Genomic DNA, 23170 nt, shown 5'->3' on the forward strand with positions numbered 1-23170 from the left:
GGGTTAGCTCAGCGATCACGGAACCGGTTGGTGATGGGATAACGCCGATCACGCCCAAAATTCTTCTTGGTGATCTTCACGCCCGGCGCCGACTGCCGGCGTTTGTATTCGGCGAGATAGAGCAGGTGCTCGACACGGTGGACGGTCGCCACGTCATGGCCGCGCGCGACGATCTCCTCAACCGCCATCTCCTTCTCGACCAGGCATTCGAGAATATCGTCGAGAACAGGATAGGGCGGGAGCGAATCCTGGTCCTTCTGGTCGGGTCGCAGTTCGGCCGATGGCGCCTTGTCGATGATATTCGGCGGGATCACCTCGCCTGACGGCCCCAGCGCACTCGGCGGCACATTCTCGTTGCGCCAGCGGGCCAACGCATAGACCTGCATCTTGTAGAGGTCCTTGATGGGGTTGAAGCCGCCGTTCATGTCGCCATAGAGGGTGGCGTAGCCGACGGACATTTCCGACTTGTTGCCCGTCGTCACCACCATCGCGCCGAACTTGTTGGAGATCGCCATCAGGATGACGCCGCGCGCGCGGCTCTGCAGGTTCTCCTCGGTGATGCCGCTATCCGTACCCTCGAAGAGATCAGAAAGAGCGCTGCTGAAGCCCGTCACCGGCTGCTCGATCGGCACGATATCGTAGCGGCATCCGAGTGCCTTGGCGCAATCGGCCGCGTCCTTCAGCGAATCCTCCGAGGTGTAGCGGTAGGGCAGCATGACGGTGCGCACCCGCTCCTCGCCGAGCGCATCGACGGCGATGGCCGCGCAGATCGCCGAGTCGATGCCGCCGGAAAGGCCGAGCACCACTGTCTTGAAGCCGTTCTTGTTGACGTAATCGCGAAAGCCGAGCAGGCAGGCGCGGTAATCTGCCTCCTCGCCCTCGGGGATACGCGCCATCGGCCCTTCGGCGCAGTGCCAGCCGCTTTCACCACGCTTCCACGTCGTCACCGCAAGCGCCGTCTCGAACTCGCTCATCTGGAATGCAAGCGACCTGTCGGCATTGAATGCGAAACTCGCGCCGTCGAAGACGAGCTCGTCCTGGCCGCCGAGCTGGGCGGCGTAGATCAGCGGCAGACCGGTCTCGACCACCTGCTTCAGCACCACCTGATGACGGATATCGACCTTGCCGCGGTAGTAGGGAGAGCCATTTGGCGACAGCAGGATTTCAGCGCCGCTTTCGGCCAGCGTCTCGCAGACGCCGAGCTCGCCCCAGATATCCTCGCAGATCGGAATACCGAGCCTGATTCCGCGGAAATTGACCGGACCGGGCATGGCGCCCTGATGGAAGACGCGCTTCTCATCGAACTCACCGTAGTTCGGCAGATCGACCTTGTCGCGCACTGCGATGACTTTGCCGCCGTCGAGCACGGCGACGGAATTATAACGCCCCTTCTCGTCCTGCCGGGGAAAACCGATGATGACGCCCGGCCCGCCATCGGCAGTATCGGCTGCCAGGCTTTCGACCGCCTTCCAGCAGGCGCGGATGAAGGCCGGCTTCAGCACCAGGTCCTCCGGCGGATAGCCGGAGATGAAAAGTTCGGTCAGGACGAGCAGATGCGCGCCCTCCCGGCCAGCATCGGCGCGGGCCTCGCGCGCCTTGGCAAGATTGCCGGCCACATCGCCGACCGTTGGATTGAGCTGGCCGATGGCGATGCGGAAGATTTCAGAAAGAGCGTTTTCCTGTGTCATGTCATTTATTTAGCCTGCGCCTTCCGTTACCGCAACACGTTCGCGGTCAAAGCGTTGCATCGCGTCGACGAAATTTTTGTGAACGGCTGCACCAGGACCTTGCGGCACCGATCCGCATTGCAATTTTCTGGCGGAGCAGAATACTGGCGCCGAAATCCACTGCATCGACAACGGGCATCGGAAACAAGGCCATGCATAATATTTCGAACTTCATGCACCATCATTTCGACAAGCCGGTCGATGAACTCGGCGACATCGAAAAACGCGTGCTGGCGAAAACCCATGAGCGCAAGATCATCTCGACCGACGTCAATGCCGCCTTCTCCGCCGAGGCCTCGTTCGGTGAGCGTGTCGCCGACGGCATCGCCCGCGTCGGCGGCTCCTGGTCCTTCATCATCGCTTTCCTGGCTTTTCTCGCTGTCTGGACGATAATCAACACCATCATCCTGGCAACGGGGGCCTTCGATCCCTATCCCTTCGTCTTCCTGAACCTGATCCTGTCGATGATCGCCGCCATCCAGGCGCCGATCATCATGATGTCGCAAAACCGCCAGGCCGAGCGCGACCGCTTCGAGGCCGCAAAGGATTACGAAGTCAATCTCAAGGCCGAGCTCGAAGTGCTCTCCCTGCATCAGAAGATCGATATGCACGTGTTGACCGAGCTGACGGCGTTGCGCGAGGACGTCGCCCGCCTCAGCGCCGCGCTCACCGCCAAAAGCTAGGCAGGATATCTGTCATATTGCGGCAGACCATCCGTGATCTCGTAGAAGTCGCCCTTGTCAGTGCAATAAATGTGGTGACTGAAGGAAAGCCCGGTCGGCTCGTCAAAGCTTCCGGCCAGGACTGAAACCTCGGGCGATTCATCACCCTGCCAGAATAATGCCGAGCCGCAATTCGCGCAGAAACCGCGCTGCGCCTCACTGCTCGATCGATACCAGCGGACCGCTTCGGCGCCCTCCACCGAAAGAGCCGTGCGCGGCACGTTCGCCGCGGCATAATAAAACCCCGTCTGCTTGCGGCACTGCGAGCAATGGCAGCCGACAACGGGCCCGGGTTTCCCCGCGATCGAATATCGCACTGCGCCGCAAAGGCAGCCGCCTGTATGCCGTTCGGTCATAACCACTCCTCCATTTTGCTGGAGGTTGCCGCCGATCGCCACGGGCGTCAAATCCATTCCGTTCAACGAGAGATCAGAAAACTTGAAGTGCGCTCGCGTCGTATCGAGCGCGGTCGTGGCGACCTTCCGCTGTTGCTGTCGACAACACCGCCCGATCTCCTCCCGTCACCAAGTTGAATTAATCCAGCTTCTCGGTGATACTGAAGGTCCGATTCATTCAACCTTTGGGAGACAGACATGAGAGCGACCCTGTCCAAACAGAAAGGAAACATCGCCCACAAGGACATTCTGCCTCATGAACATTCCGTTCTCCCGTGCGAGGAAAAGCTCGCGACGTCATAACGCTTTCCTGAAATTTTTTCTGCGCAATGCCGAAGCCGCCGACCGCGGCCGGGGCTGGTTGCGCATACGGAAATTTCTCTCCTATTATCGCCCGCATCTTCCATTGCTGCTGGCAGACTTGTTTTGCGCCATCCTCGTCGCCGGTACGGCGATCGCCCTGCCGCTTTGCGCCAAAATCGTCACCAGCCGTCTTCTGGCCCTGCCCGATGCGCCGCAGGCCTTCACCCAGATCCTGGCAATGGGGGGCGTCATGCTGGCCGTTCTGGCAGTCCAGATAGCCGCGATCTTCTTCGTCGATTATCGCGGCCACGTCATGGGCGCCCGCATCGAGGCGACGGTGCGGCAAGAGCTCTTCGAGCACTGCCAAAAGCTCTCCTTCGGCTTTTACGACCGCCAGCGCACCGGCCAGCTGATGAGCCGCATCACCAATGACTCCCTGTGGCTGGGAGAGCTCTTTCACCACGGCCCCGAAGATCTCTCTATCGCCGTGCTGAAGTATGGCGGCGCCATGCTGGTGCTGTTCTTCATCGATCCGCCATTGGCGGGCCTCATCCTGCTGTTGACCCCAGTGGCAGTGGCTTATGCCCTTTACTTCAACCGGCGCATGAACCGTGCGCTCGAAGCCAGCAAACGGCAGATTGCTGCCGTCAACGAGCGCGTGGAGGACGCGCTTGCGGGAATCCGCGTCGTCCAGTCCTTCGCCAACGAGGCGCTGGAACAGGAACGTTTCGCCGAGCAGAACCGGCGCTTTCTGCAAAGTCGCGCCGATGGCTACCGCAGCGAAGCATGGTTTTCGGTCGGCACCGAAACCTTCGCCCAGCTCGTCACCATATTGGTGATCGTCGTCGGGGGGCTACGCATCCTAACAGCGCAGCTCACCGTCCCGGATATGCTGACCTTCCTGCTCTGCGTCGCCGTACTGGTTGATCCCGTCCAGCGGCTCGCCAATTTCGTGCGCCTCTGGCAGGAGGGCTATACCGGTTTCATCAGGGCGATGGAAATCCTGGAGATCGCGCCAGATATCACCGACCGGCCGGCCGCCCGGCCGATGCCGGCGCCGAGGGGCGAGATCCGTTTCTCCGATGTCGCCTTCGGCTATGAGGCCGACGGTCCCAGGGTGCTGGAGCGGCTGTCACTCACCATCGCGCCCGGGGAGTTCGTTGCCCTGGTCGGCCCTTCGGGAGTCGGCAAGAGCACGCTGTGCGCTCTCATACCGCGCTTTTATGATGTCGAGGCCGGAGCGATCCGCATCGACGGTACCGATATCCGCGATGTGACGCTGGCCTCGCTCCGCCGCCATGTCGGGGTGGTGCAGCAGGATGTCTACCTTTTTGCCGGCACCGTGGCGGAAAATCTGCGCTACGGCAGGCCCGACGCCAGCGATGCCGAATTGGAAGCGGCGGCCCGGGCCGCCAATGCGCACGACTTCATCATGGCTCTGCCCCAGGCCTATGATACCGATATCGGCCAGCGCGGCGTCAAACTCTCGGGCGGCCAGCGCCAGCGCATCACCATCGCCCGCGCCTTCCTCAAGGATCCGGAGATTCTGATCTTCGACGAGGCGACCAGCGCGCTCGACAATGAGAGCGAACGGGCGGTGCAGCAGGCGCTGCTGAGCCTGGCGAACGGCCGTACCACCCTGGTCATCGCCCATCGGCTGTCGACTGTCCGCCATGCCGACCGCATCCTGGTCCTGACCGGCGACGGCATCGTCGAACAGGGCACGCATGACGATTTGATGGCGCAAGGCGGCGTTTATGCCAACCTGCACAGCATTCAGGCCAGCATCTGAAGACAATGAAAAACCCGGCATAACGCCGGGTTCAGACAGCTGACAAACCCGTCGATATTTTTCGGCGGGTTTTATTTTGGAGTTGGCTGCTTCGAATTGGGTGCGGCTGCGGAGCGGAGGTGGCGGCCTGTGGCCCTCATGCCATGGCTGGTTTGGGTGCTTTGGTGAGCGCCATTGCGATCTTCTTGATGTTTTGGGCTGCGGCGGCCAGCAGGCACTGACAAGCGACGCGGGTCAGACTTCGAAAGCGCGCATAGCGGTGCCCGTGAAGCTGCTTGGCATCGGCGAAGGAGCGCTCGACTGTCTCCTTGCGGCGCTTGTAGATCGCCTTGCCCCAGGGCGTCAGGCGATGAGCGTCGGTGCGCTCCCGGGCGTCTTGCCAGACATGACGGGTGATGGTGCGGACGGCCTTGCTGTTGCTGGTGCACGACGCCAGCAACGGGCAGGAACAGCAGATGGCCGGATCGGATGTGTAGTGTTTGTAGCCGTTGCGGTCGGTGGTGGCATAGGTCAAGAGCTGACCTTCGGGGCAGCGGTAGCCGTCTGTCTCGGGCTCATAGTCGAATTTCGACTTGCGCATCATGCCGGCCTTGGGCGGCGTCGGATTGCGGTAGCCGGTGACGCCGAGAATAGTGCGATCTTCAAGACCCTTGGCGATGCCGGATGTGGCATAGCCGGCATCGAGCCCGACCGCCTTCACATCGAAGTCGAAGCGATGCCGCTGCCGGTCCAGCCGATCGAGATAGACGATACTGTCATGCACATTGGCCGGCGTCACATGCGTGTCGGTGATGATGGCGAGCTTGCCGTCCACCGTGCGGTGATCGAGATAGAAGAAGCCCTTCGGCTTGCCGTCGCGCACCATGTAGCCGGCCTGGGGGTCGGTACGGCTGACCTTGGTCTGCTTCACCTGCGGCTCGCGCTCCTTCTCCGTCAACGGCTTCTGCCCATGCAGCGCCCGCTCAGCCTCGATCGCCCGGTCGAGATCGGCCCAATAGTCGGCACGCGACTTCTCGATCATGGCAAGATCGTACTTGCCCTTGTTGGCATTGGCCTTCAGATGCGTCGAGTCGGTATAAAGCACCGTGCCGTCTACCAGCTTGTGGGCGATCGCCTGTTCGACGATATGGTCGAAGATATCCTGGGCCACCGATGTGTCGCTGAAGCGCCGACGCCGGTTCTGGCTCAGCGTCGAGGCGTCGAACACGCCATCTGCCAGCTTCAACCGCAGGAACCAGCGATAGGCGACGTTGACCTCGATCTCGCGCACCAGCTGACGCTCGGAGCGGATGCCGAACAAATAACCGATGAACAAGGCCTTGAACATCAAGGTCGGATCAAGCGCTGGCCGGCCGTTGTCCGGGCAGTAAAGCAAAGCCACACGATCATGAATGAAGGAAAAGTCGATCACCTGATCAATCTTGCGAAGCAGGTGATCCTTCGGCACTAGGCTATCGAGCGTCACCATCTCGATCGCCGTCTGTTCGGCAGAGGGTTTCTTCAACATGTCCCAATGAATCACAAAACCCCCGGCATCGCCAGGGGTTTGTCAGCAGTCTGAACCCGGCATAACGCCGGGTTTGTCGTCAGTCTATTTCGGCTATCCTCAGCCGTTGACGACCATGCGCTTCTCGTCGCGGCCACCCTTCATGCGCTCGGCAAGCAGGAAAGCGAGTTCCAGCGCCTGGTCGGAATTGAGGCGCGGATCGCAATGGGTGTGGTAGCGATCCTGCAGGTCATCGGCAGTGACGGCGCGGGCGCCGCCGGTGCATTCCGTCACGTCCTTGCCGGTCATTTCGACATGGATGCCGCCGGGATGCGTGCCTTCGGCGCGGTGGATCTGGAAGAAGCTTTCGACTTCCGACAGGATGCGCTCGAAGGGACGAGTCTTGTAGTTGTTGAGGGTGATCGTGTTGCCGTGCATCGGGTCGCAGGACCAGACGACCTTGCGTCCCTCACGCTCGACGGCGCGGATGAGGCGCGGCAGGTTTTCGGCGACCTTCTCATGACCGAAACGGCAGATCAGCGTCAGCCGCCCGGCTTCGTTAGCCGGATTCAAAATGTCGATCAGTTGCAGCAGATCGTCGGCCTGCAGCGATGGGCCGCACTTAAGTCCGATCGGATTCTTGATGCCGCGGCAATATTCGATATGCGCATGGTCGGCCTGGCGCGTACGATCGCCGATCCAGATCATGTGCCCTGACGTGGCGTACCAGTCGCCCGACGTGGAATCGACGCGGGTCAGCGCCTCCTCGTAGCCGAGCAGCAGCGCCTCGTGGCTGGTGAAGAAATCGGTCTCCCGCAGGCTCGGGTGGTTTTCCGAGGTGATGCCGATCGCCTTCATGAAATCCATGGTCTCGCTGATGCGGTCGGCAAGCTTGCGATAGCGTTCGCCCTGCGGGCTGTCCTTGACGAAGCCAAGCATCCACTGATGCACGTTTTCAAGGTTGGCGTAGCCGCCCATCGCGAAGGCGCGCAGAAGGTTGAGCGTCGCGGCCGACTGGCGGTAGGCCATGGCCTGGCGTTCCGGGTTCGGAATGCGCGACTCCGCGGTGAACTCGATGCCGTTGATGATATCGCCGCGATAGGCCGGCAGCGTCACGTCGCCCTGCTTCTCGACATTCGAGGAACGCGGCTTGGCGAACTGGCCGGCGATACGGCCGACCTTGACGACCGGCAGCTGCGCGCCGAAGGTCAGGACGACGGCCATCTGCAGGAAGGCGCGGAAGAAGTCGCGAATATTGTCGGCGCCGTGTTCGGCGAAGCTCTCGGCGCAATCGCCACCCTGCAGCAGGAAGCCGTTGCCCTCGGCGACATTGGCAAGGTGCTTCTTCAGGCGGCGCGCCTCACCTGCAAAAACGAGCGGCGGATAGCTGGCGAGCGTGGCCTCCGTTGCCGCCAAAGCGGCTGCATCCGGATATTCGGGAACCTGCAGGATCGGTTTCTGCCGCCAGCTGCTCGGGGTCCAATTCTCTGCCATCTCACTCACCTGTTCTCGCCTCCATTTCCTGGAATGCGGCCTACCCTTGATATGCGGCGGCTTATAGACCTTTAGTTCGGCCTTGCAAAGGCATTCCCAGAGGGTTTTACTTCACACACCCTCGCCCGGCCATTCGCCCGTTAAACCAGCATATACCATGTCGCTTTCCCCATATTTTAGACTTTGAAGGTAGAACCGCAAAAAGTATCAACAACGGGGACATGGCATGGCGACCCTTCCGCGCGGCTTCATATCGGACCGCTCCGGCAATTTCGGCATCATGACGGCACTGTTGATGGTGCCGCTTCTTGGAGCGGCAGGCATGGCGGTGGATTTTGCGCATGCGCTCAGCCTGCGCACGCAGCTTTATGCCGCCGCCGATGCCGCCGCCGTCGGTTCGATCGCCGAAAAATCCGGTGCAGTCGCAGCCGCCATGACAATGAGCGGCAACGGCACGATTTCCCTCGGCAAAGAGGATGCCCGTGACATCTTCCTGTCTCAGGTGTCGGGAGAGCTGGCGAATATTCCCGTCGATCTCGGCATCGACGTCACCAAGGCCGCCAACAAGCTGAACTCGCAAGTCTCGTTCACCGCAAGCGTGCCCACCACGTTCATGCGCGTTCTTGGCAAGGATTCCATTACGATCTCCGGCACAGCGACCGCCGAATATCAAACCGCCTCCTTTATGGATTTTTACATCCTGCTCGACAACACGCCGTCGATGGGTGTCGGCGCCACGGCGACTGACGTCGCCACGATGGAAAAGAACACCAAGGATAGCTGCGCCTTTGCCTGCCATGAACTGCAGAACAGCAACAACTACTACACTCTCGCCAAGAAGCTCGGTGTCAGCATGCGCATCGACGTCGTGCGCCAGGCAACCAAGGAACTGACGCAAACCGCCAAATCCACGCGCGTTTCGGACAACCAGTTTCGCATGGGGGTCTATACTTTCGGCACCAAGGCCGAGGACGCCAAGCTGACTACCATATCCGATCCGACCGATGACCTCGACAAGGTGCGCACCTATACCGATGCTGTCGATCTGATGACCATTCCCTATCAGGGCTACAATAACGACCAGCAGACGAGCTTCGACAGCGCGCTGACCCAGATGAAGACCATCATTACCACTCCCGGCGACGGCAGCACTTCCGCGGCACCGCAGAAAATCCTGTTCTTCGTTTCGGATGGCGTCGGCGACAGCGAGAAGCCGAAGGGCTGCACCAAAAAACTCACGGGCAATCGTTGCCAGGAGCCGATCGACACCTCCTTCTGCCAGCCGCTGAAGGACAAGGGCGTCAGGGTCGCGGTGCTCTACACCACCTATCTGCCGCTGCCGAAAAACAGCTGGTACAATACGTGGATCAAACCTTTCCAGGGTGAGATCCCGACGAAGATGCAGGCATGCGCTTCGCCCGGCCTCTACTTCGAGGTAACGCCGACCGAAGGTATCGCCGATGCGATGAAAGCCCTCTTCCTCAAGGCCATCCGCGCGCCGCGCATCACGAGCTAATCGTCCGCGTCAGACGCGCTTGCCGTCGCGAATACGGTAGCTCGGCGCATACATGGTGACAAGCTCCTCGGCTGCCGTCGGGTGCAGAGCCATCGTCTGGTCGAAGTCATCCTTGGTGCAGCCGGCCTTCAGCGTGACGCCGAGCAACTGCGCCATCTCTCCCGCATCGTGGCCGAGGATATGGGCGCCAACGACCTTGCGGCTCGCCGCATCCACGATCAGCTTCATGATCATCCGCTCGGCCCGGCCTGAAAGCGTGGCTTTCAGCGGCCGGAACTGAGCGCGATAAACCTCGAGTTCACCGTAACGCTTGCCCGCCTCCTCTTCCGAGAGACCGACGGTGCCGATCTCCGGCTGCGAGAAGACGGCGGTCGGGATCAGCTCATAATCCGGCCGGGTCGGGTTGTTCTTGTACTCGGTCTCGATGAAGCACATCGCTTCATGGATCGCCACCGGCGTCAATTGTACCCGGTTGGTGACATCGCCGAGAGCATAGATATTCTCGACGTTCGTACGGGAATAGACGTCGACGATGATGGCGCCGCGCGCATCGACGGCGACGCCAGCAGACTCGAGGCCAAGGCCCTCCGTGTTCGGATCACGCCCGAGCGCCAGCATGACAACGCCAGCCTGCAGCGTGCCGTTATTCATGGTCTCCAGAGTGAGCCCGTCTTCGCCTTTGGAGACCTTCTGCAGGGTGTCGTGGCAGAGAATGCGTATGCCCTTGGCGACCATCGCCTCGTGCAGCCCGCGCCGCAGATCCTCGTCGAAACGCGACAGGATCTCGGCGCCGCGATAGATCAGTGTCGTCTCGACGCCGAGACCATGGAAAATATTCGCGAACTCGACGGCGATATAGCCGCCGCCAGCAATCACGATCGATTTCGGCAGCTCTTCGAGATGAAAGGCCTCGTTGGATGAGATGCAGAATTCGTGACCGGGAAGGGCCGCATGCGGGTTCGGCCTTCCGCCGGTGGCAACGATGATGGTCTTGGCCGTCACCGTCTGTCCGGTTTTCATCAGCCGGATCGTATGGGCATCGACCAGTTCGGCGCGCGTTTCCAGGATCTCGGCATTGGCGCCGGCGAGGCCCTTCTTGTAGAGGCCTTCCAGCCGCGCGATTTCTGCATCCTTGGCCGTCACCAGCTTTTTCCAGTTGAAACTGCTTTCGCCGACCGTCCAGCCGAAGCCCTCCGCATCCTCGAAATGCTCATGAAACTGCGAGGCATACACGAAGAGCTTCTTCGGCACGCAGCCGCGGATGACACATGTGCCGCCATAGCGATACTCCTCGGCGATCGCCACCTTCTTGCCGAGCGAGGCGGCGACACGCGCAGCGCGCACGCCTCCGGAACCGCCGCCGATGACGAAAAGGTCGTAATCATAGGAAGACATGAGAAGCTCCGGAAGGGGAATCGCAGGAAGGACGTTCCTGATATAGGGGCGATCATCATGAAAACAAAAGCCCTGCTCCTGCGTCTTCCCGTACTCCATGCCGAATCTTGATCTGGACCGCTCATCGTTTACGGTTGAGCTCGGTCACCGCTTTACGGTTGACCCGGCCAGCTGAGGCTGGCAGGGCAATGCTTGAGACGCAAAAGGATGCCGGAGCAAAAGATGGATCAAACTCTGTTCGCCAAGCTGTGCAAGGCCGGCAAATTCAAGGAGGCGCTCAATCTCGCCATCGAGGGCCACGAAGACGAGAAATTCACGCCGAGCCGCTTTGCGATGGACAAGAAAACCGGACTGCCGATTTTCTACCGCGGCAACAAGCGCGTCGAGCCGGACGAGACAGGCGCATGGCAATTGGCCAAGAGCTCGAAGGATTGGGGCTGAGCCTCATACACATCTGCGATGGCCGTCCCCTGGCGCATTGCCGGTGTCATCAGGTGATGCGGAAATCCGTCGGGATCTTCTCAAGCCGCGTCGCTTCCGTCTCCACGCCAGAAACCGATGCCCCTGCGGGCCCGCGCCTCAAACGCTCGATCATCGTTGAGATCGCATTGTCCGGCCCGGCGACCAAGGCGGCGACGGATCCGTCCGCTTCGTTGCGCACCCAGCCGGTCAGCCGGAGCCGCAGCGCCTCATCGCGCGTCCACATGCGAAAGCCCACTCCTTGGACCCTGCCTGATATTCGTACTCGCACAGCCTCGTAACGATCGGACATGTCTGCCTCACCAAGCTTCGCCGCCGGGCCCTGATTCATCATAACAAAAAAGCCCGGACGATGCCGGGCTTTTGCGAATTCTGCCGGGCAGTCGTTACTGCTGGGCGGTCGGTGCCGGAGCGACCGGGCTGTCGGTTGCCGGCGGCGGTGCCTTGATCACCTTGGAAAGCTCGGCGTTGCTCTGCTTTTCCAAGTCGCGCGAAATGCCCTGCGCCCAGATGTCGGCAGCCTTGGCCGTTTCCCGAGAGGCGACCGGGCCATCGCGCAGCAGCTTCTTGCCGACGTCGGAATTATAGAAATCCGCAATCGCCTTCAGCTCGTCGATCGTGAAGGTTTTGGCATAGGTGAGCGCCGCCTCCTTTTCGAGATCGCCGCGGCGCGGCGCCAGCTTCAGAGCCTGCTCGTCGACCGTCGAGGAAATGATGTCCTGATAGTTCGGCGAATCCTGGATCAGGCCGGCCTTGAGGCGCTCGGCGAGACCGGGCAGGATGTTGTCGAACTGGGCAGTGGCGCCGATGGCGTCGATCGCGGCGCGAGACGCCTTCAACTGTTCCTCGGAGACTTCCTGTGCCTTGGCCGCGGAGCCGAAGGCAAGCCCGGAAAGAACGAGGGTCGCAGCGGCGAGACGGCCAAGACCTGCAATGTTCATCATGAGTGTATGCTCCTGTTATCTGTTTGCCTGCAGCGTGCGCGCACCTGCAGGACCGGCAATGATCGCAAGTGCCGCCATATTGATAAAGAGCCCGTGTTCGACGACGCCGGGTATGGAATTCAGCTCGCTCGAAAGCGCCTCTGCATCAGGAATGCGGCCAAAAGATGCATCGATGATGTGGTGGCCGCCATCCGTGGTAAACTCTCCGTCACCCGACTGGCGCAGGCTGAGTTCGCCGGAAAGGCCGAGCCGGGCCGCGACCTTCTCGATCGCGATCCGCGTCGAAACCAGACCGAACGGGTTGACCTCGATCGGCAGCGCATAGGCGCCAAGCATATCGACCAGCTTGCTCTCGTCGGCGATAACGATCATTCGTTCAGACGCGGCCGCAACGATCTTCTCGCGCAGCAGTGCGCCGCCGCCGCCCTTGATCAATCTGAGCGCCGGATCGACTTCGTCGGCGCCGTCGACCGTCAGATCGAGCGCCGGCAGCTCGTCGAGCGACTTCAGCGGAACACCGAGCTCGACGCAGAGCCGCGCCGTTCGTTCGGACGTCGGAACGCCCTCGACCCGGAAGCCGCCTGCGACCTTTTCCGCCAGCAGCCGGACGAATTCTTCCGCCGTGCTCCCTGTCCCGATCCCGAGGCGCATCCCGTCTTCGACATGGGCGAGTGCGGCCTCGGCGGCCTTGATCTTCATTTCGCGGGCATCCATGCGCCGCCAGCTCCGATTTATTGCGTTGGATGTGCTGTTTACACGGCTCGCCTGGCAAACGAAAGTCAAAATCATCACGGAAAATGAAAAGCCGAAACAGATGCCTGCGGCCGCTCCGGCCACCACAGGACGTTGCTTTCCGCCGCGTGATCGCCTACCTCAAGAACCATCCCTCGTCCCCGGGCGCGACCGCCGCTTCCCCCCGGGGACTCATCACTCAAAGAGGCAAGCCCTTGACCCCTGCCCCCGTTCGCCCGGCGCTCATCGTCTTCGATCTCGACGGCACCCTTCTCGATACCCATGCAGACCTGGTCGAAAGCCTGAACCATACGATCGCAGCCCTTGGCCTCGAACCGGTGAGCTATGACGACCTCACCCATCTCGTCGGCCAGGGCGCACGCGTGATGATCGAGCGCGCCTGCCGGCTGCGCGGCCATCCGCTCGAAAGCGCCGCCGTCCCGCAGTTGCTCGAACGCTTCGTCGCCCACTATGCCGGCAACATGCCGGGCCACACCGAACCCTATCCCGGCCTGGTCGCCGCGATGGACCGGCTGAAAGCGGCCGGCTACCACCTCGCCGTCTGCACCAACAAGATGGAAAGCCTGGCTTTCGGCCTGCTCGACAAGCTCGACCTTGTCGGCTACTTCAGCGCCATCACCGGCGGCGATACTTTCGAATACCGCAAACCCGACGCCCGCCATCTCACCGGCACCATCGACCGCGCCGGCGGCGACATCGCCCGCACGGTGATGGTCGGCGACAGCATCAACGACATCGCGGCGGCGAAGAACGCTGCCCTGCCGTCGATCGCCGTGCCTTTCGGTTATTCGGATGTCCCGGTTTCAAGCCTCGATCCGGATATGACCATTATGCACTACGATGAACTCACGCCGGCGCTGGTGGAGCGGTTGTTGCAGGAGTATGCGGAGAAAGTCGCGGTGTGAGGCTGTCACCCACCATATTCTCCTTCATTCTGTTGCTGCGTGTTGTGGCTGACCTCTCCTCGATCAATTCTTCCTCGCGCTTGAATCTAGGAGAACGATGACGTCGGCAAAACAAAACGGGCGACCCGAAGATCGCCCGTTCCAAACCCCAATAAACCGGCGTTAGATCTGCGCGCCGCGCGCCTTGGTCGTTGCGTCGAAAGCCTTTTCGACATAGGCGTCGCGGCCGTAGACGTCGTCAAAATATTCCACGACGCCGTCCTTGTTCGGCCAAGCGGTGAAGTAGGACACGTAAACCGGGACCTTCTGAGGCACCTTCACCGCATGATTTTGTCCGGAGGCAATCTGTCTGGCGACATCGTCGACCGTCGTGCCGAGCACGGCAGCTGCCATTGCGCGCGGATTAGCAAGACGCACGCAGCCGTGGCTCAGCGCCCGCATGTCGCGCTTGAAGAAGCTCTTCGACGGCGTATCGTGCATGTAGATCGCGTGGCTGTTCGGGAACAGGATCTTCAGTTCGCCGAGGGCATTATCGCTGCTTGGCGGCTGACGCACCGAAACATTGGCGGTCGAGCCGTACCAGTCGACGCTGGACGAGGCGACGGCGTGGCCGTTCACTTCGACCTCATAGCCGAGTTGATCGAGATAGTTTGGATCCGAGCGCAGCTTCGGCAGCATCTCGTTGATAATGATCGACTGCGGCACGCCCCAGAACGGGTTGAACTCAACCGTCTCGATCTCATCGTCGAAGAAATAGGTCTGATTGTTCTTGCCGCCGACGACGACACGCATCGACAGCTGTTCCTTGCCGTCATTGTGGTAGTAGGCCATGTAGGCCGGCTGATTGATCATGACGTAGCGCGAACCCAGATCTTCCGGCAGCCAGCGCACCTGTTCCATGGCGACGACGAGCTTGTCGATCTTCGAGGTATTGGTGTCACCGCCGGTCATGGCGCGCACCGTCGCCTGGCCGATGACACCATCGGGCTTCAGGCCGTGCTCTTTCTGGAAGTCCTCGACCATCGAGACGATGTCGGGCGAATAGTCGCTGCCCCCGGCGTAGGCTGCAAACGTCGCCGCATGATCGGTCTTCAGCGTCTCGGACCCGTGCTTCTGTAGGGCCTTGACGATGTTGGTGATCTCGGGCGAGCTGTCGCCGGGCTTCAGCAGGCCGCTCAGCGAAACGACAATCTGCTCCTCATTGCCTCCATCGTCGGCGCGAAGCTTGGCAAGCTCCGCCGTCAGCGCCTCGAACTGCAGACTATCTGGGGAGCGGCTGGCGATATAGGCGCCGGCATTGGGGCTCATGCGGGCAAGCTTGAGGACCGGAGCCAGATTGACCACCTTGCGCTGGAAATCGTGGTAGCCGGAAATCTTGTTCGGATCGATGCGGCCACGCACCGTATCCTGCACGAATGCAAGCACCTTGGCAGAGAGTTCGAGTTCGAACTGGGTCAGCGCCCGGTCGCGGGCGGCGGGATCGGGGGTGGCCGGATCGATCACCGGCGCCTGGACCGCGTAATCGGCAGGATCGAGACCGACGGCAGCCGCATCGGCAAGCGCTGCCATCGCCGACTTGGCGCGATCGTTGATCTGATTGGCCTCGACCCAGACGAGCGGATTGCTGCTATTGCTGTAATAGGCTTCAAGTGCCTTGGCCACATCGGCATTGGCGCGCACCTTGGCCTGCGTTAGGAAGCGGCGCTGTACTGCCGGTTCGGCGCTGGTATCGCCATTAGCTGAAATATCGGCGACCGCGCCGGTGACGATGGAATCGGCGAACTTGCTGGCATCGACGAACTGCAGCGTCTCGGGCTTATAGGTGTAGTAACGCGGACTGCTCACCTTCGGCAGCGCCGCTTCCGGATCAAGGCCGCCGAGCGAACCGCCATCGGCGCCACGCGGCACCGGCCGGCCGGGTGCCTGGTCCATGAAGATGGTGCTCTGGCTCCGCTGCCTGTCGCCGCGCAGCATATCCATCAGCGTATAGGCATGCGCGGGAGCGGCACTCATCACTGCTATGCCGCAGGAAATTGCCATTGCGGATACCGCGCTTTTAAAAACGAACGTCATATATCTTCCAGTCCCGGTGTCATGCTGTTTTATCACGAGCACAAAGCTCAAGCTCAAATCCCGCGAAACTCAAGCAGCGTCCGGCTTCTTGATCAGAAACCGGCCTGCGCCGCCAGCGCCGGCGAACTCAATTTCATGTGAGGAGAATCCTGCACGGCGCCGCGCAGCAGTTCACACAAAATTATGAAATTATTAGTTAATTTTTTACTGAATTTTTCCCGGCAAACCAGTCTGGCAAAAACGAGCAGGCGCATAAAATCTCCAAAGTGGCGGAAAAGGCACGCCTTTTTGCTGTCATAAATATGACTAACATATTCAACATTTTCGGCGAAGCCCGGTTTTCTTGCCCTGGTTTCCGACCTATAAGACCACATCTTTCGAAGATGCCAGAAAACAGCATGTAAAGGGGAGGCAAGAGCCATGACCGCAACCCGCACCGAAACCGATACTTTTGGCCCCATCGATGTCGCCGCAGACCGATACTGGGGCGCCCAGGCCGAGCGTTCACTCGGCAATTTCAAGATCGGCTGGGAAAAGCAGCCGCTGTCGATCGTGCGTGCGCTCGGCATTGTCAAGCAGGCGGCCGCCCGTGCCAACATGTCGCTCGGCCAGTTGGATCCTGCGCTTGGAAAAGCCATCATCGATGCCGCCCAGGAAGTGATCGACGGCAAGCTCGACGACCATTTTCCGCTGGTCGTCTGGCAGACTGGTTCCGGCACGCAGTCGAACATGAATGCCAACGAAGTGATCTCCAATCGTGCCATAGAAATGCTCGGCGGTGTCATGGGTTCCAAGAAGCCGGTGCACCCGAACGACCACGTTAACATGAGCCAGTCGTCGAACGACACCTATCCCACGGCCATGCACATCGCCTGCGCCGAACGCATCGCCCATCACCTGCTGCCGGCGCTCAAGCACCTGCATGCCGCTCTCGACATGAAGGTCACGGAATTCAGCCACATCATCAAGATCGGCCGCACCCATACCCAGGATGCGACCCCGCTGACCCTCGGCCAGGAATTCTCCGGTTACGCCGCCCAGGTCGGCTCAGCCATCAAGCGCATCGAGATGACCCTTCCCGGCCTCTGCGAACTCGCCCAGGGCGGCACGGCAGTCGGCACCGGCCTCAACGCGCCGGTGGGCTTTGCCGAGAAAGTGGCCGAAGAGATCGCCGCAATCACCGGCATGCCCTTCGTGACCGCGCCGAACAAGTTCGAGGCGCTCGCCTCGCATGACAGCATGGTCTTCTCTCATGGCGCCATCAATGCGGCTGCGGCAGCTCTGTTCAAGATCGCCAACGACATCCGCCTGCTCGGCTCCGGGCCACGCTCGGGCCTCGGCGAACTGGCACTGCCGGAAAACGAGCCCGGCTCCTCGATCATGCCCGGCAAGGTCAACCCGACCCAGTGCGAAGCGCTGACCCAGATCTGCATTCATATCTTCGGCAATCACGCCGCCCTGACCTTCGCCGACAGCCAGGGCCATTTTGAGCTCAACGTCTATAATCCGATGATGGCCTATAATTTCCTGCAGTCGGTACAACTGCTCGCCGACGCTGCCGTCTCCTTCACCGACAATTGCGTCGTCGGCATCGAGGCGCGCGAGGACAACATCAAGGCTGGCCTCGACCGCTCGCTGATGCTGGTGACAGCACTTGCCCCCAAGATCGGCTACGACGCGGCCGCAAAGATCGCCAAGACCGCCCACAAGAACGGCACAACACTGAAGGAAGAGGCCCTGGCCAGCGGCCTGGTGACGTCGGAGGAATATGACGCGATGGTACGTCCGGACACGATGCTCGGCCCGAAATAAGACGGCTGAGTGGGTGCCGCCTCTCATCTTGCTCCCTCTTCTCCCCCTCCCGGGAGAAGGTGGCCCGAAGGGTCGGATGAGGGGGCCACACGGCACACCATTGATTGCTCTTCGCTTATGCTCAGCGCATTCGCGCCGTTGCCGCTACCCTCATCACCTCGCTTTTGCTCCGGCCCGACGGGGTCGAGTCAGAGGTTGGTAATGGAAGCCCCGGCAGATTAACGCTGCCGGGGAATATGAACCGGACTCAAGCTAAAGGCAACCTGAAGTCGTCCTTTCGTGACAAATGTCGGTTTTCACCTGGCTTTCGCTCGCCTAACGCGCGTGACATGCCGACGGCAAAATGCGGCACGACATAGCCCCAACTCCAAACTCCGCCGCATGCAGATTGCTTTTGCCCGACAGGGGATTTAGATCGGTTCCAATCTAGCGACGCACGCCCACCAGAAAGGTCACTTCGATGGCTGACGATCTCTTTCCCCTTGGCAAGGATGCCACCCCCTATCGCAAGATCAGCAGCGATCATGTGTCGGTCGATACCTTCAAGGGCCAGGAGATCCTGACCGTCGAGCCGGAAGGCATCCGCCTGCTCGCCGAAACCGCCTTTGCCGACATCAACCACCTGCTGCGCCCCGGCCATCTGAAGCAACTCGCCTCGATCCTCGACGACCCTGAGGCGACCGACAATGACCGCTTCGTCGCCTACGACCTCCTGAAGAATGCTAATATCGCCGCCGGAGGCGTACTGCCGATGTGCCAGGATACGGGCACGGCGATAATCATGGGCAAGAAGGGCCGCCGGGTCTGGACCGAAGGCGGCGATACGGCGGCACTCGCCCGCGGCGTCATGGATGCCTATGAGAAGAAGAACCTGCGTTATTCGCAGCTCGCGCCGGTCAAGATGTTCGAGGAGAAGAACACCAGGAACAACCTGCCGGCCCAGATCGATATCTATGAGGAAGGCACCGACGCCTACGAGTTCCTCTTCGTCGCCAAGGGCGGTGGCTCTGCCAACAAGACCTTTCTTTACCAAGGCACGCCCTCGCTTCTGACCCATGACCGGATGATCGACTTCCTCAAGGAGAAGATCCTGACATTGGGTACGGCAGCCTGTCCCCCCTACCATCTGGCGATCGTCATTGGCGGCACCTCGGCCGAGATGAACCTGAAAACGGTCAAGCTCGCCTCGACCCGTTATCTCGACGAACTGCCGACCGAGGGTTCAGAAAGCGGCCACGCCTTCCGCGACCTCGAGATGGAAAAGGAAATCCACAAGCTGACACAGCAGATGGGAGTCGGCGCCCAGTTCGGCGGCAAGTACTTCTGTCATGACGTGCGGGTCATCCGCCTGCCCCGCCACGGCGCCTCGCTGCCGATCGGCCTCGGCGTCTCCTGTTCCGCCGACCGCCAGGCCAAGGGCAAGATCACCCGCGACGGCATCTTCATCGAACAGCTGGAAACCGATCCATCGAAATACATGCCCGAGATCGATGAGGCGAAGCTTTCGGAATCGACCGTCCATATCGACCTCAACCGGCCGATGGCCGAGGTGCTTGCCGAGCTGTCGCGGCATCCGGTCAAGACGCGCCTGTCGCTCACCGGGACGATCATCGTCGCCCGCGACCTCGCGCATGCCAAGATTCGCGAGCGTCTGGAAAAGGGCGAAGGCATGCCCGACTATCTGAAGAACCACCCAGTCTATTATGCCGGTCCGGCCAAGACGCCGGCCGGCTACGCTTCCGGCTCCTTCGGCCCGACGACGGCCGGCCGCATGGATAGCTACGTCGACCAGTTCCAGTCCTTCGGCGGCTCGATGGTGATGCTTGCCAAGGGCAATCGCTCGCGCGCCGTACGCGAGGCCTGCAAGAAACACGGCGGCTTCTACCTCGGCTCTATCGGCGGCCCCGCAGCTCGCCTCGCGCAGGACTGCATCCGCAAGGTCGAAGTTTTCGAATATCCCGAATTCGGCATGGAAGCGGTGTGGAAGATCGAGGTCGAAGACTTCCCCGCCTTCATCGTCATCGACGACAAGGGCAATGATTTCTTCCAGGAATTGAACCTGGGGTGATCGCGGCAGGCTCGATGGCCGCGGGCGGACTTTTTACTGGATTGTCCCGCCCGCAATATCCGCAGCATTCACCACATCGCCGTCATCCACCCTCGCCAGGATTTCCATCCGGAAAGCTCCGGCGAGAGCCGGTATAATCCAACAGCAAGGCGCCGGCGGCGAAGAGGGAGCGACTGCCATGATGCCGAAGAAAGTGTGACGCCACCTTTCTATAATCTTACGCCTGAAGATGCAGACTGCGACCGGCTCGGCCGTCAGAAAGTGTCATTGCAATATACTCGTTCTGAAATAGCCGGCGTCCACAACCAACTGTCGACAAGATGAATACGCAGTCCAGCACAAGAAGAACTGTAAGTCTTTCAAACATCATTCCCGCGGAACGGGTACGCATTGTCTCGCCCAAAATACGATTTTTAATGAAAAATCATGAGGCTGCCGGAAGTATTGCTCCATCGTGAACTTGTCGCATGTAATCTTTGGTATATGTCGCTTTAATCTTTTCCCAAGAAATTTAAGCTAACAACTAAAATATTGCCATTGAATATGAGGAGTATCGCCGGATGAACACGGCTGTCGCGCCTAAGGTGCAGGTTCCCGATGTCGCGGGCCAGATCACCTATGCCATGCGCTCGATGGGCGTTGCCCCGATACCCCGGAATTACGAACTCTTCTACGAGGCCTATATCGGCTCCAATCCTGCCCTTACCCGAGAACTTGCGGCCCTCGGCGCGCATGCCACGCAGGCCGAACTCGACACGCTCGGCGCGCAATATTTCAACACGAACCCAGCCCGGGTCTTCGACGACGCCCATACCCGCATATCAGGCGAACTGGACGGATTGCTGCGAATCCTGAGGCAGGAGCAGAGCTCGCTCGAAAGCTATACCAGACTGCTGGGCGAGACCCACAAGCGCATCACCTCCAAGAGCAATGCAAGCGTCGAACTGATCGAAAACGCAATTGAACTATTAAGCCAGGCAACTGGCGATACCATGGCGCATGGCGAACGCACCGTCGAGGACGTCGTCCAGCGCTCTCAGGAGATGGATCAAGTCCGCAAGGAACTCGACGAATACAAACGCATCGCCAATACCGACTCGCTGACGCGCCTTTCCAACCGCCGCGCCTTCGACGACCGCCTAGCCGCCGTCTTCAACAATCCAGGCATGCGGCCGGTGACGGCCCTGCTGCTCGCCGACATCGACAATTTCAAGAAAATCAACGACACCTACGGCCATCCCGTCGGCGACAAGATCCTCGCCACCGTCGCCTCCGTGATCCGCAGCAATGTTCGGCGCGACGTTTTCGTCGCCCGTGCCGGCGGTGAGGAATTCGCGCTGATCATCGAGGGCAACACAGCCGAGGAAGTGACGGCGATCGCCGAGCGCATCCGCCGCACGCTGGAAACCACCCCTTTCAAAAACTCCCGCACACGGGTGAATTACGGCCCGATCACCGTGTCGATCGGCATCTGCATGGCCTCTAATGCCGAGGATGCCGGCGAGCTTTACAGCAGGACCGATATTGCCCTTTATGGCGCAAAAAATGCCGGCCGCAACTGCATCGTCCTCTATCAGGACGGGATGCAAAAGGACTTCAGCAAGAGCTGGCTGATCTACAAAGCCTGACGGCTTTCACCACATCGTCTTCGCCGCGCGACCGGGCCATTCCCGGTCGTAGGTTTCCTGGTCGAAATCGCCGACGGCATCCTTCAGCATCTGACCCGGCGTCGGCAGGCCTGCCGGATCGGCGAAATGCTCGGCTTTCCAGAGTTCGGCCCGCATCACGGCGCGCGCGCACTGAAAATAAACCTCGTCGATCGAAATGACGACGACGGTGCGCGGATGTTTGCCGTCCATCTCGAAGCTCGAAAGCAGCGCCTCGTCGTCCGAGACGACACCGCGGCCGTTGATGCGCATCGTGGTGTTCGAGCCGGGGATCAGGAACATCAGAGCAAGCCTAGGATCACGCACGATGTTGGAAAGCGAATCGACGCGATTGTTGCCGCGCCAGTCCGGCAGATGCAGCGTTTCGTCGTCGACAACACGCACCACGCCGCCGAGATCGCCGCGCGGCGAACAGTCGAGGCCCTCCGGCCCGACGGTCGCAAGCGCGGCAAACGGCGAGATCTCGATCATCTGACGGTAAAGCGGCGTCAGCCGCTTGGTCACCTTGTCGACCGAGGCCTGCGATAGTCCTGCGCCATAGATCGTATTGAGTTCTTCGATGTTGCTGATGATTTTCATGAGGCGTCCCGCCGCGGCTTGATCTTCGCGCCGGACGCTACAATGCCGCGCGCCGTGCCGGAAGCTCAAAAAACGGAATGATCTCCGCATCTTTTTTGATGTTTTCGTCGGAGACGTCTTGCTCGGGCCGACTGTCATCGAGAAACATCGCGATCGCCTCGAGAACCGGCGCGGCGCTCACGATGCGCCGATGCCCGAAACCATTGGCCCACAACAGCCGGACGCCTTCGCCTGCCGCCCCATAACGCCTGGCATGGGCCGGCGACACTTCCTTGTCGTCCTCTGCATGGATGACAAGCACCGGCAGGTCGAGCTTCCCCGCCGCCCCGGCCGCATCGAATTCCTCAAGTCTCCGACCGGTGACGCGATGAACTTCATTCTCAAGGGCTGTCTGTGCGGCCGGGCGAAGGCCAACCATGCGGCCGAAACCGGTAAACAGCCACCGCATCTCGCTCGGCGCGCCGACCAAGATCAGGCGCTCGACGTTGAGAGGTGCTGCATCGGGGAGCAGCCCCGACGCCGAGACCATCAGCGCCGCGCCGCCGAAGGAATGGCCGATCGCCGCATCGAAAGCGCCGAACCGCGCCTCGGCCGCCAGGATCGTTTCTACAGCAAGCCGCATATGCAGGAAGCGTCCACCGGCGCGCCCATGGCCGGGAAAATCGAGCGCGACCACCTCCGCACCGGTCGCCGCAAGCATCGAGACGACCTCGGCCATATATTCGGCACTTGAGCCCCAGCCATGCGCCACCAGGAAGCGCTTGCGTTTTCCCCGCGCCCCGCCATTCAGCCGATAGGCATGCGCTTTCGCCCCGCCGGCAAGCTTGAGGCGAAAGCGTTCGGCGCCGGCAAGCCGGGCCGCGCCCGCGGCATGCGCCGCCTTCGCTCTTGTTCCCTTCGGCCGCGGCGACGGTGTGCGGCAGAACAGTCGGAACGCCGCTCTGCCGGCCAGATCCGGCGAAGCCGCCTGCAGAGCCGAAAAGCCGAGGCGGGTGACCTTCAGCGCAAAATTTGACATAGTGAGAATCCAAATACTGTTCAACACTGAACAAAAAAGTG

General features: G+C 60.8%; 20 protein-coding genes. 8 read left to right on the forward strand and 12 right to left on the reverse strand.

Going from position 1 to position 23170, the window contains the following annotated elements; translation table 11 throughout:
- Positions 1–8 precede the first annotated feature (8 nt).
- Positions 9–1688 carry an NAD+ synthase gene (locus J2J99_RS12320; RefSeq protein ID WP_168300638.1) on the reverse strand — a complete coding sequence of 560 codons (1680 nt, stop codon included), beginning with the start codon at positions 1686–1688 and terminating at the stop codon, positions 9–11.
- Positions 1689–1879: 191 nt separating this feature from the next.
- On the opposite strand from J2J99_RS12320, the gene J2J99_RS12325 reads away from it, so the two are divergent.
- A complete protein-coding gene (locus J2J99_RS12325) occupies positions 1880–2410 on the forward strand; it encodes a DUF1003 domain-containing protein (RefSeq protein WP_168300637.1) in 531 nt (176 codons plus the stop codon).
- On the opposite strand, the gene J2J99_RS12330 is transcribed toward J2J99_RS12325, so the two are convergent.
- Positions 2407–2805: a GFA family protein gene (locus tag J2J99_RS12330; protein WP_168300692.1), complete on the reverse strand. Its 399-nt coding sequence runs from the start codon at positions 2803–2805 to the stop codon at positions 2407–2409. The two genes, J2J99_RS12325 and J2J99_RS12330, sit on opposite strands and share 4 nt — an antisense overlap.
- A gap of 295 nt (positions 2806–3100) precedes the next feature.
- On the opposite strand from J2J99_RS12330, the gene J2J99_RS12335 reads away from it, so the two are divergent.
- Positions 3101–4939 (forward strand): ABC transporter ATP-binding protein, encoded by a 1839-nt coding sequence (locus J2J99_RS12335; RefSeq protein WP_168300636.1) that lies wholly within the window; start codon positions 3101–3103, stop codon positions 4937–4939.
- Between the two features lie 136 nt (positions 4940–5075).
- On the opposite strand, the gene J2J99_RS12340 is transcribed toward J2J99_RS12335, so the two are convergent.
- Entirely contained in the window at positions 5076–6446 is a 1371-nt protein-coding gene (locus J2J99_RS12340) for an IS1182 family transposase (protein ID WP_168302470.1), read from the reverse strand.
- A gap of 99 nt (positions 6447–6545) precedes the next feature.
- Positions 6546–7919, reverse strand: coding sequence for a class II 3-deoxy-7-phosphoheptulonate synthase (locus J2J99_RS12345; RefSeq protein ID WP_168302014.1), 1374 nt, complete (start codon positions 7917–7919; stop codon positions 6546–6548).
- 226 nt (positions 7920–8145) lie between these two features.
- Between J2J99_RS12345 and J2J99_RS12350 the strand changes: the two genes are divergently transcribed.
- Positions 8146–9435 (forward strand): vWA domain-containing protein, encoded by a 1290-nt coding sequence (locus J2J99_RS12350; protein WP_168302013.1) that lies wholly within the window; start codon positions 8146–8148, stop codon positions 9433–9435.
- A gap of 9 nt (positions 9436–9444) precedes the next feature.
- On the opposite strand, the gene gor is transcribed toward J2J99_RS12350, so the two are convergent.
- Positions 9445–10830, reverse strand: coding sequence for a glutathione-disulfide reductase (gene gor, locus J2J99_RS12355; RefSeq protein WP_168302012.1), 1386 nt, complete (start codon positions 10828–10830; stop codon positions 9445–9447).
- A gap of 222 nt (positions 10831–11052) precedes the next feature.
- On the opposite strand from gor, the gene J2J99_RS12360 reads away from it, so the two are divergent.
- Positions 11053–11271 (forward strand): hypothetical protein, encoded by a 219-nt coding sequence (locus J2J99_RS12360; RefSeq protein ID WP_039620082.1) that lies wholly within the window; start codon positions 11053–11055, stop codon positions 11269–11271.
- A gap of 49 nt (positions 11272–11320) precedes the next feature.
- Here J2J99_RS12360 and J2J99_RS12365 read toward each other — a convergent pair whose 3' ends face one another.
- The 3 genes from J2J99_RS12365 to rpiA all read right to left on the reverse strand — a co-directional run bounded on the left by J2J99_RS12365 (position 11321) and on the right by rpiA (position 12968).
- Positions 11321–11602: an acylphosphatase gene (locus J2J99_RS12365; protein WP_168302011.1), complete on the reverse strand. Its 282-nt coding sequence runs from the start codon at positions 11600–11602 to the stop codon at positions 11321–11323.
- Between the two features lie 94 nt (positions 11603–11696).
- Complete coding sequence (locus J2J99_RS12370; protein ID WP_168302010.1) at positions 11697–12254, reverse strand: DUF2059 domain-containing protein; 558 nt, start codon at positions 12252–12254, stop codon at positions 11697–11699.
- 15 nt (positions 12255–12269) lie between these two features.
- Complete coding sequence (gene rpiA, locus J2J99_RS12375; RefSeq protein WP_168302009.1) at positions 12270–12968, reverse strand: ribose-5-phosphate isomerase RpiA; 699 nt, start codon at positions 12966–12968, stop codon at positions 12270–12272.
- Between the two features lie 83 nt (positions 12969–13051).
- Here rpiA and J2J99_RS12380 point away from each other — a divergent pair, with 83 nt between their 5' ends.
- Complete coding sequence (locus J2J99_RS12380) at positions 13052–13912, forward strand: HAD family hydrolase (protein ID WP_375337299.1); 861 nt, start codon at positions 13052–13054, stop codon at positions 13910–13912.
- 162 nt (positions 13913–14074) lie between these two features.
- Here the strand turns inward: J2J99_RS12380 and J2J99_RS12385 are convergent, their stop codons facing one another.
- Positions 14075–15985 carry a L,D-transpeptidase family protein gene (locus tag J2J99_RS12385; RefSeq protein ID WP_168302007.1) on the reverse strand — a complete coding sequence of 637 codons (1911 nt, stop codon included), beginning with the start codon at positions 15983–15985 and terminating at the stop codon, positions 14075–14077.
- A 92-nt stretch (positions 15986–16077) separates the two neighbouring features.
- Complete coding sequence (locus tag J2J99_RS12390; protein WP_168301988.1) at positions 16078–16407, reverse strand: hypothetical protein; 330 nt, start codon at positions 16405–16407, stop codon at positions 16078–16080.
- Here J2J99_RS12390 and fumC point away from each other — a divergent pair.
- The 3 genes from fumC (at position 16406) to J2J99_RS12405 (ending at position 21493) form a co-directional block, all read left to right on the forward strand.
- Positions 16406–17797 (forward strand): class II fumarate hydratase, encoded by a 1392-nt coding sequence (fumC, locus tag J2J99_RS12395; protein WP_168302006.1) that lies wholly within the window; start codon positions 16406–16408, stop codon positions 17795–17797. The two genes, J2J99_RS12390 and fumC, sit on opposite strands and share 2 nt — an antisense overlap.
- A gap of 460 nt (positions 17798–18257) precedes the next feature.
- The gene (locus J2J99_RS12400; RefSeq protein WP_168302005.1) at positions 18258–19865 is read left to right on the forward strand and encodes a fumarate hydratase; all 1608 of its coding nucleotides are present in this window, start codon (positions 18258–18260) and stop codon (positions 19863–19865) included.
- Between the two features lie 560 nt (positions 19866–20425).
- A complete protein-coding gene (locus J2J99_RS12405; RefSeq protein WP_168302004.1) occupies positions 20426–21493 on the forward strand; it encodes a GGDEF domain-containing protein in 1068 nt (355 codons plus the stop codon).
- 6 nt (positions 21494–21499) lie between these two features.
- Here the strand turns inward: J2J99_RS12405 and J2J99_RS12410 are convergent, their stop codons facing one another.
- Positions 21500–22111 (reverse strand): pyridoxamine 5'-phosphate oxidase family protein, encoded by a 612-nt coding sequence (locus J2J99_RS12410; protein WP_168302003.1) that lies wholly within the window; start codon positions 22109–22111, stop codon positions 21500–21502.
- 37 nt (positions 22112–22148) lie between these two features.
- A complete protein-coding gene (locus tag J2J99_RS12415; protein ID WP_168302002.1) occupies positions 22149–23129 on the reverse strand; it encodes an alpha/beta hydrolase in 981 nt (326 codons plus the stop codon).
- Positions 23130–23170 lie beyond the last annotated feature (41 nt).

The sequence above is a fragment of the Rhizobium binae genome (genome assembly GCF_017357225.1).
GTDB classification, from domain to species: domain Bacteria; phylum Pseudomonadota; class Alphaproteobacteria; order Rhizobiales; family Rhizobiaceae; genus Rhizobium; species Rhizobium binae.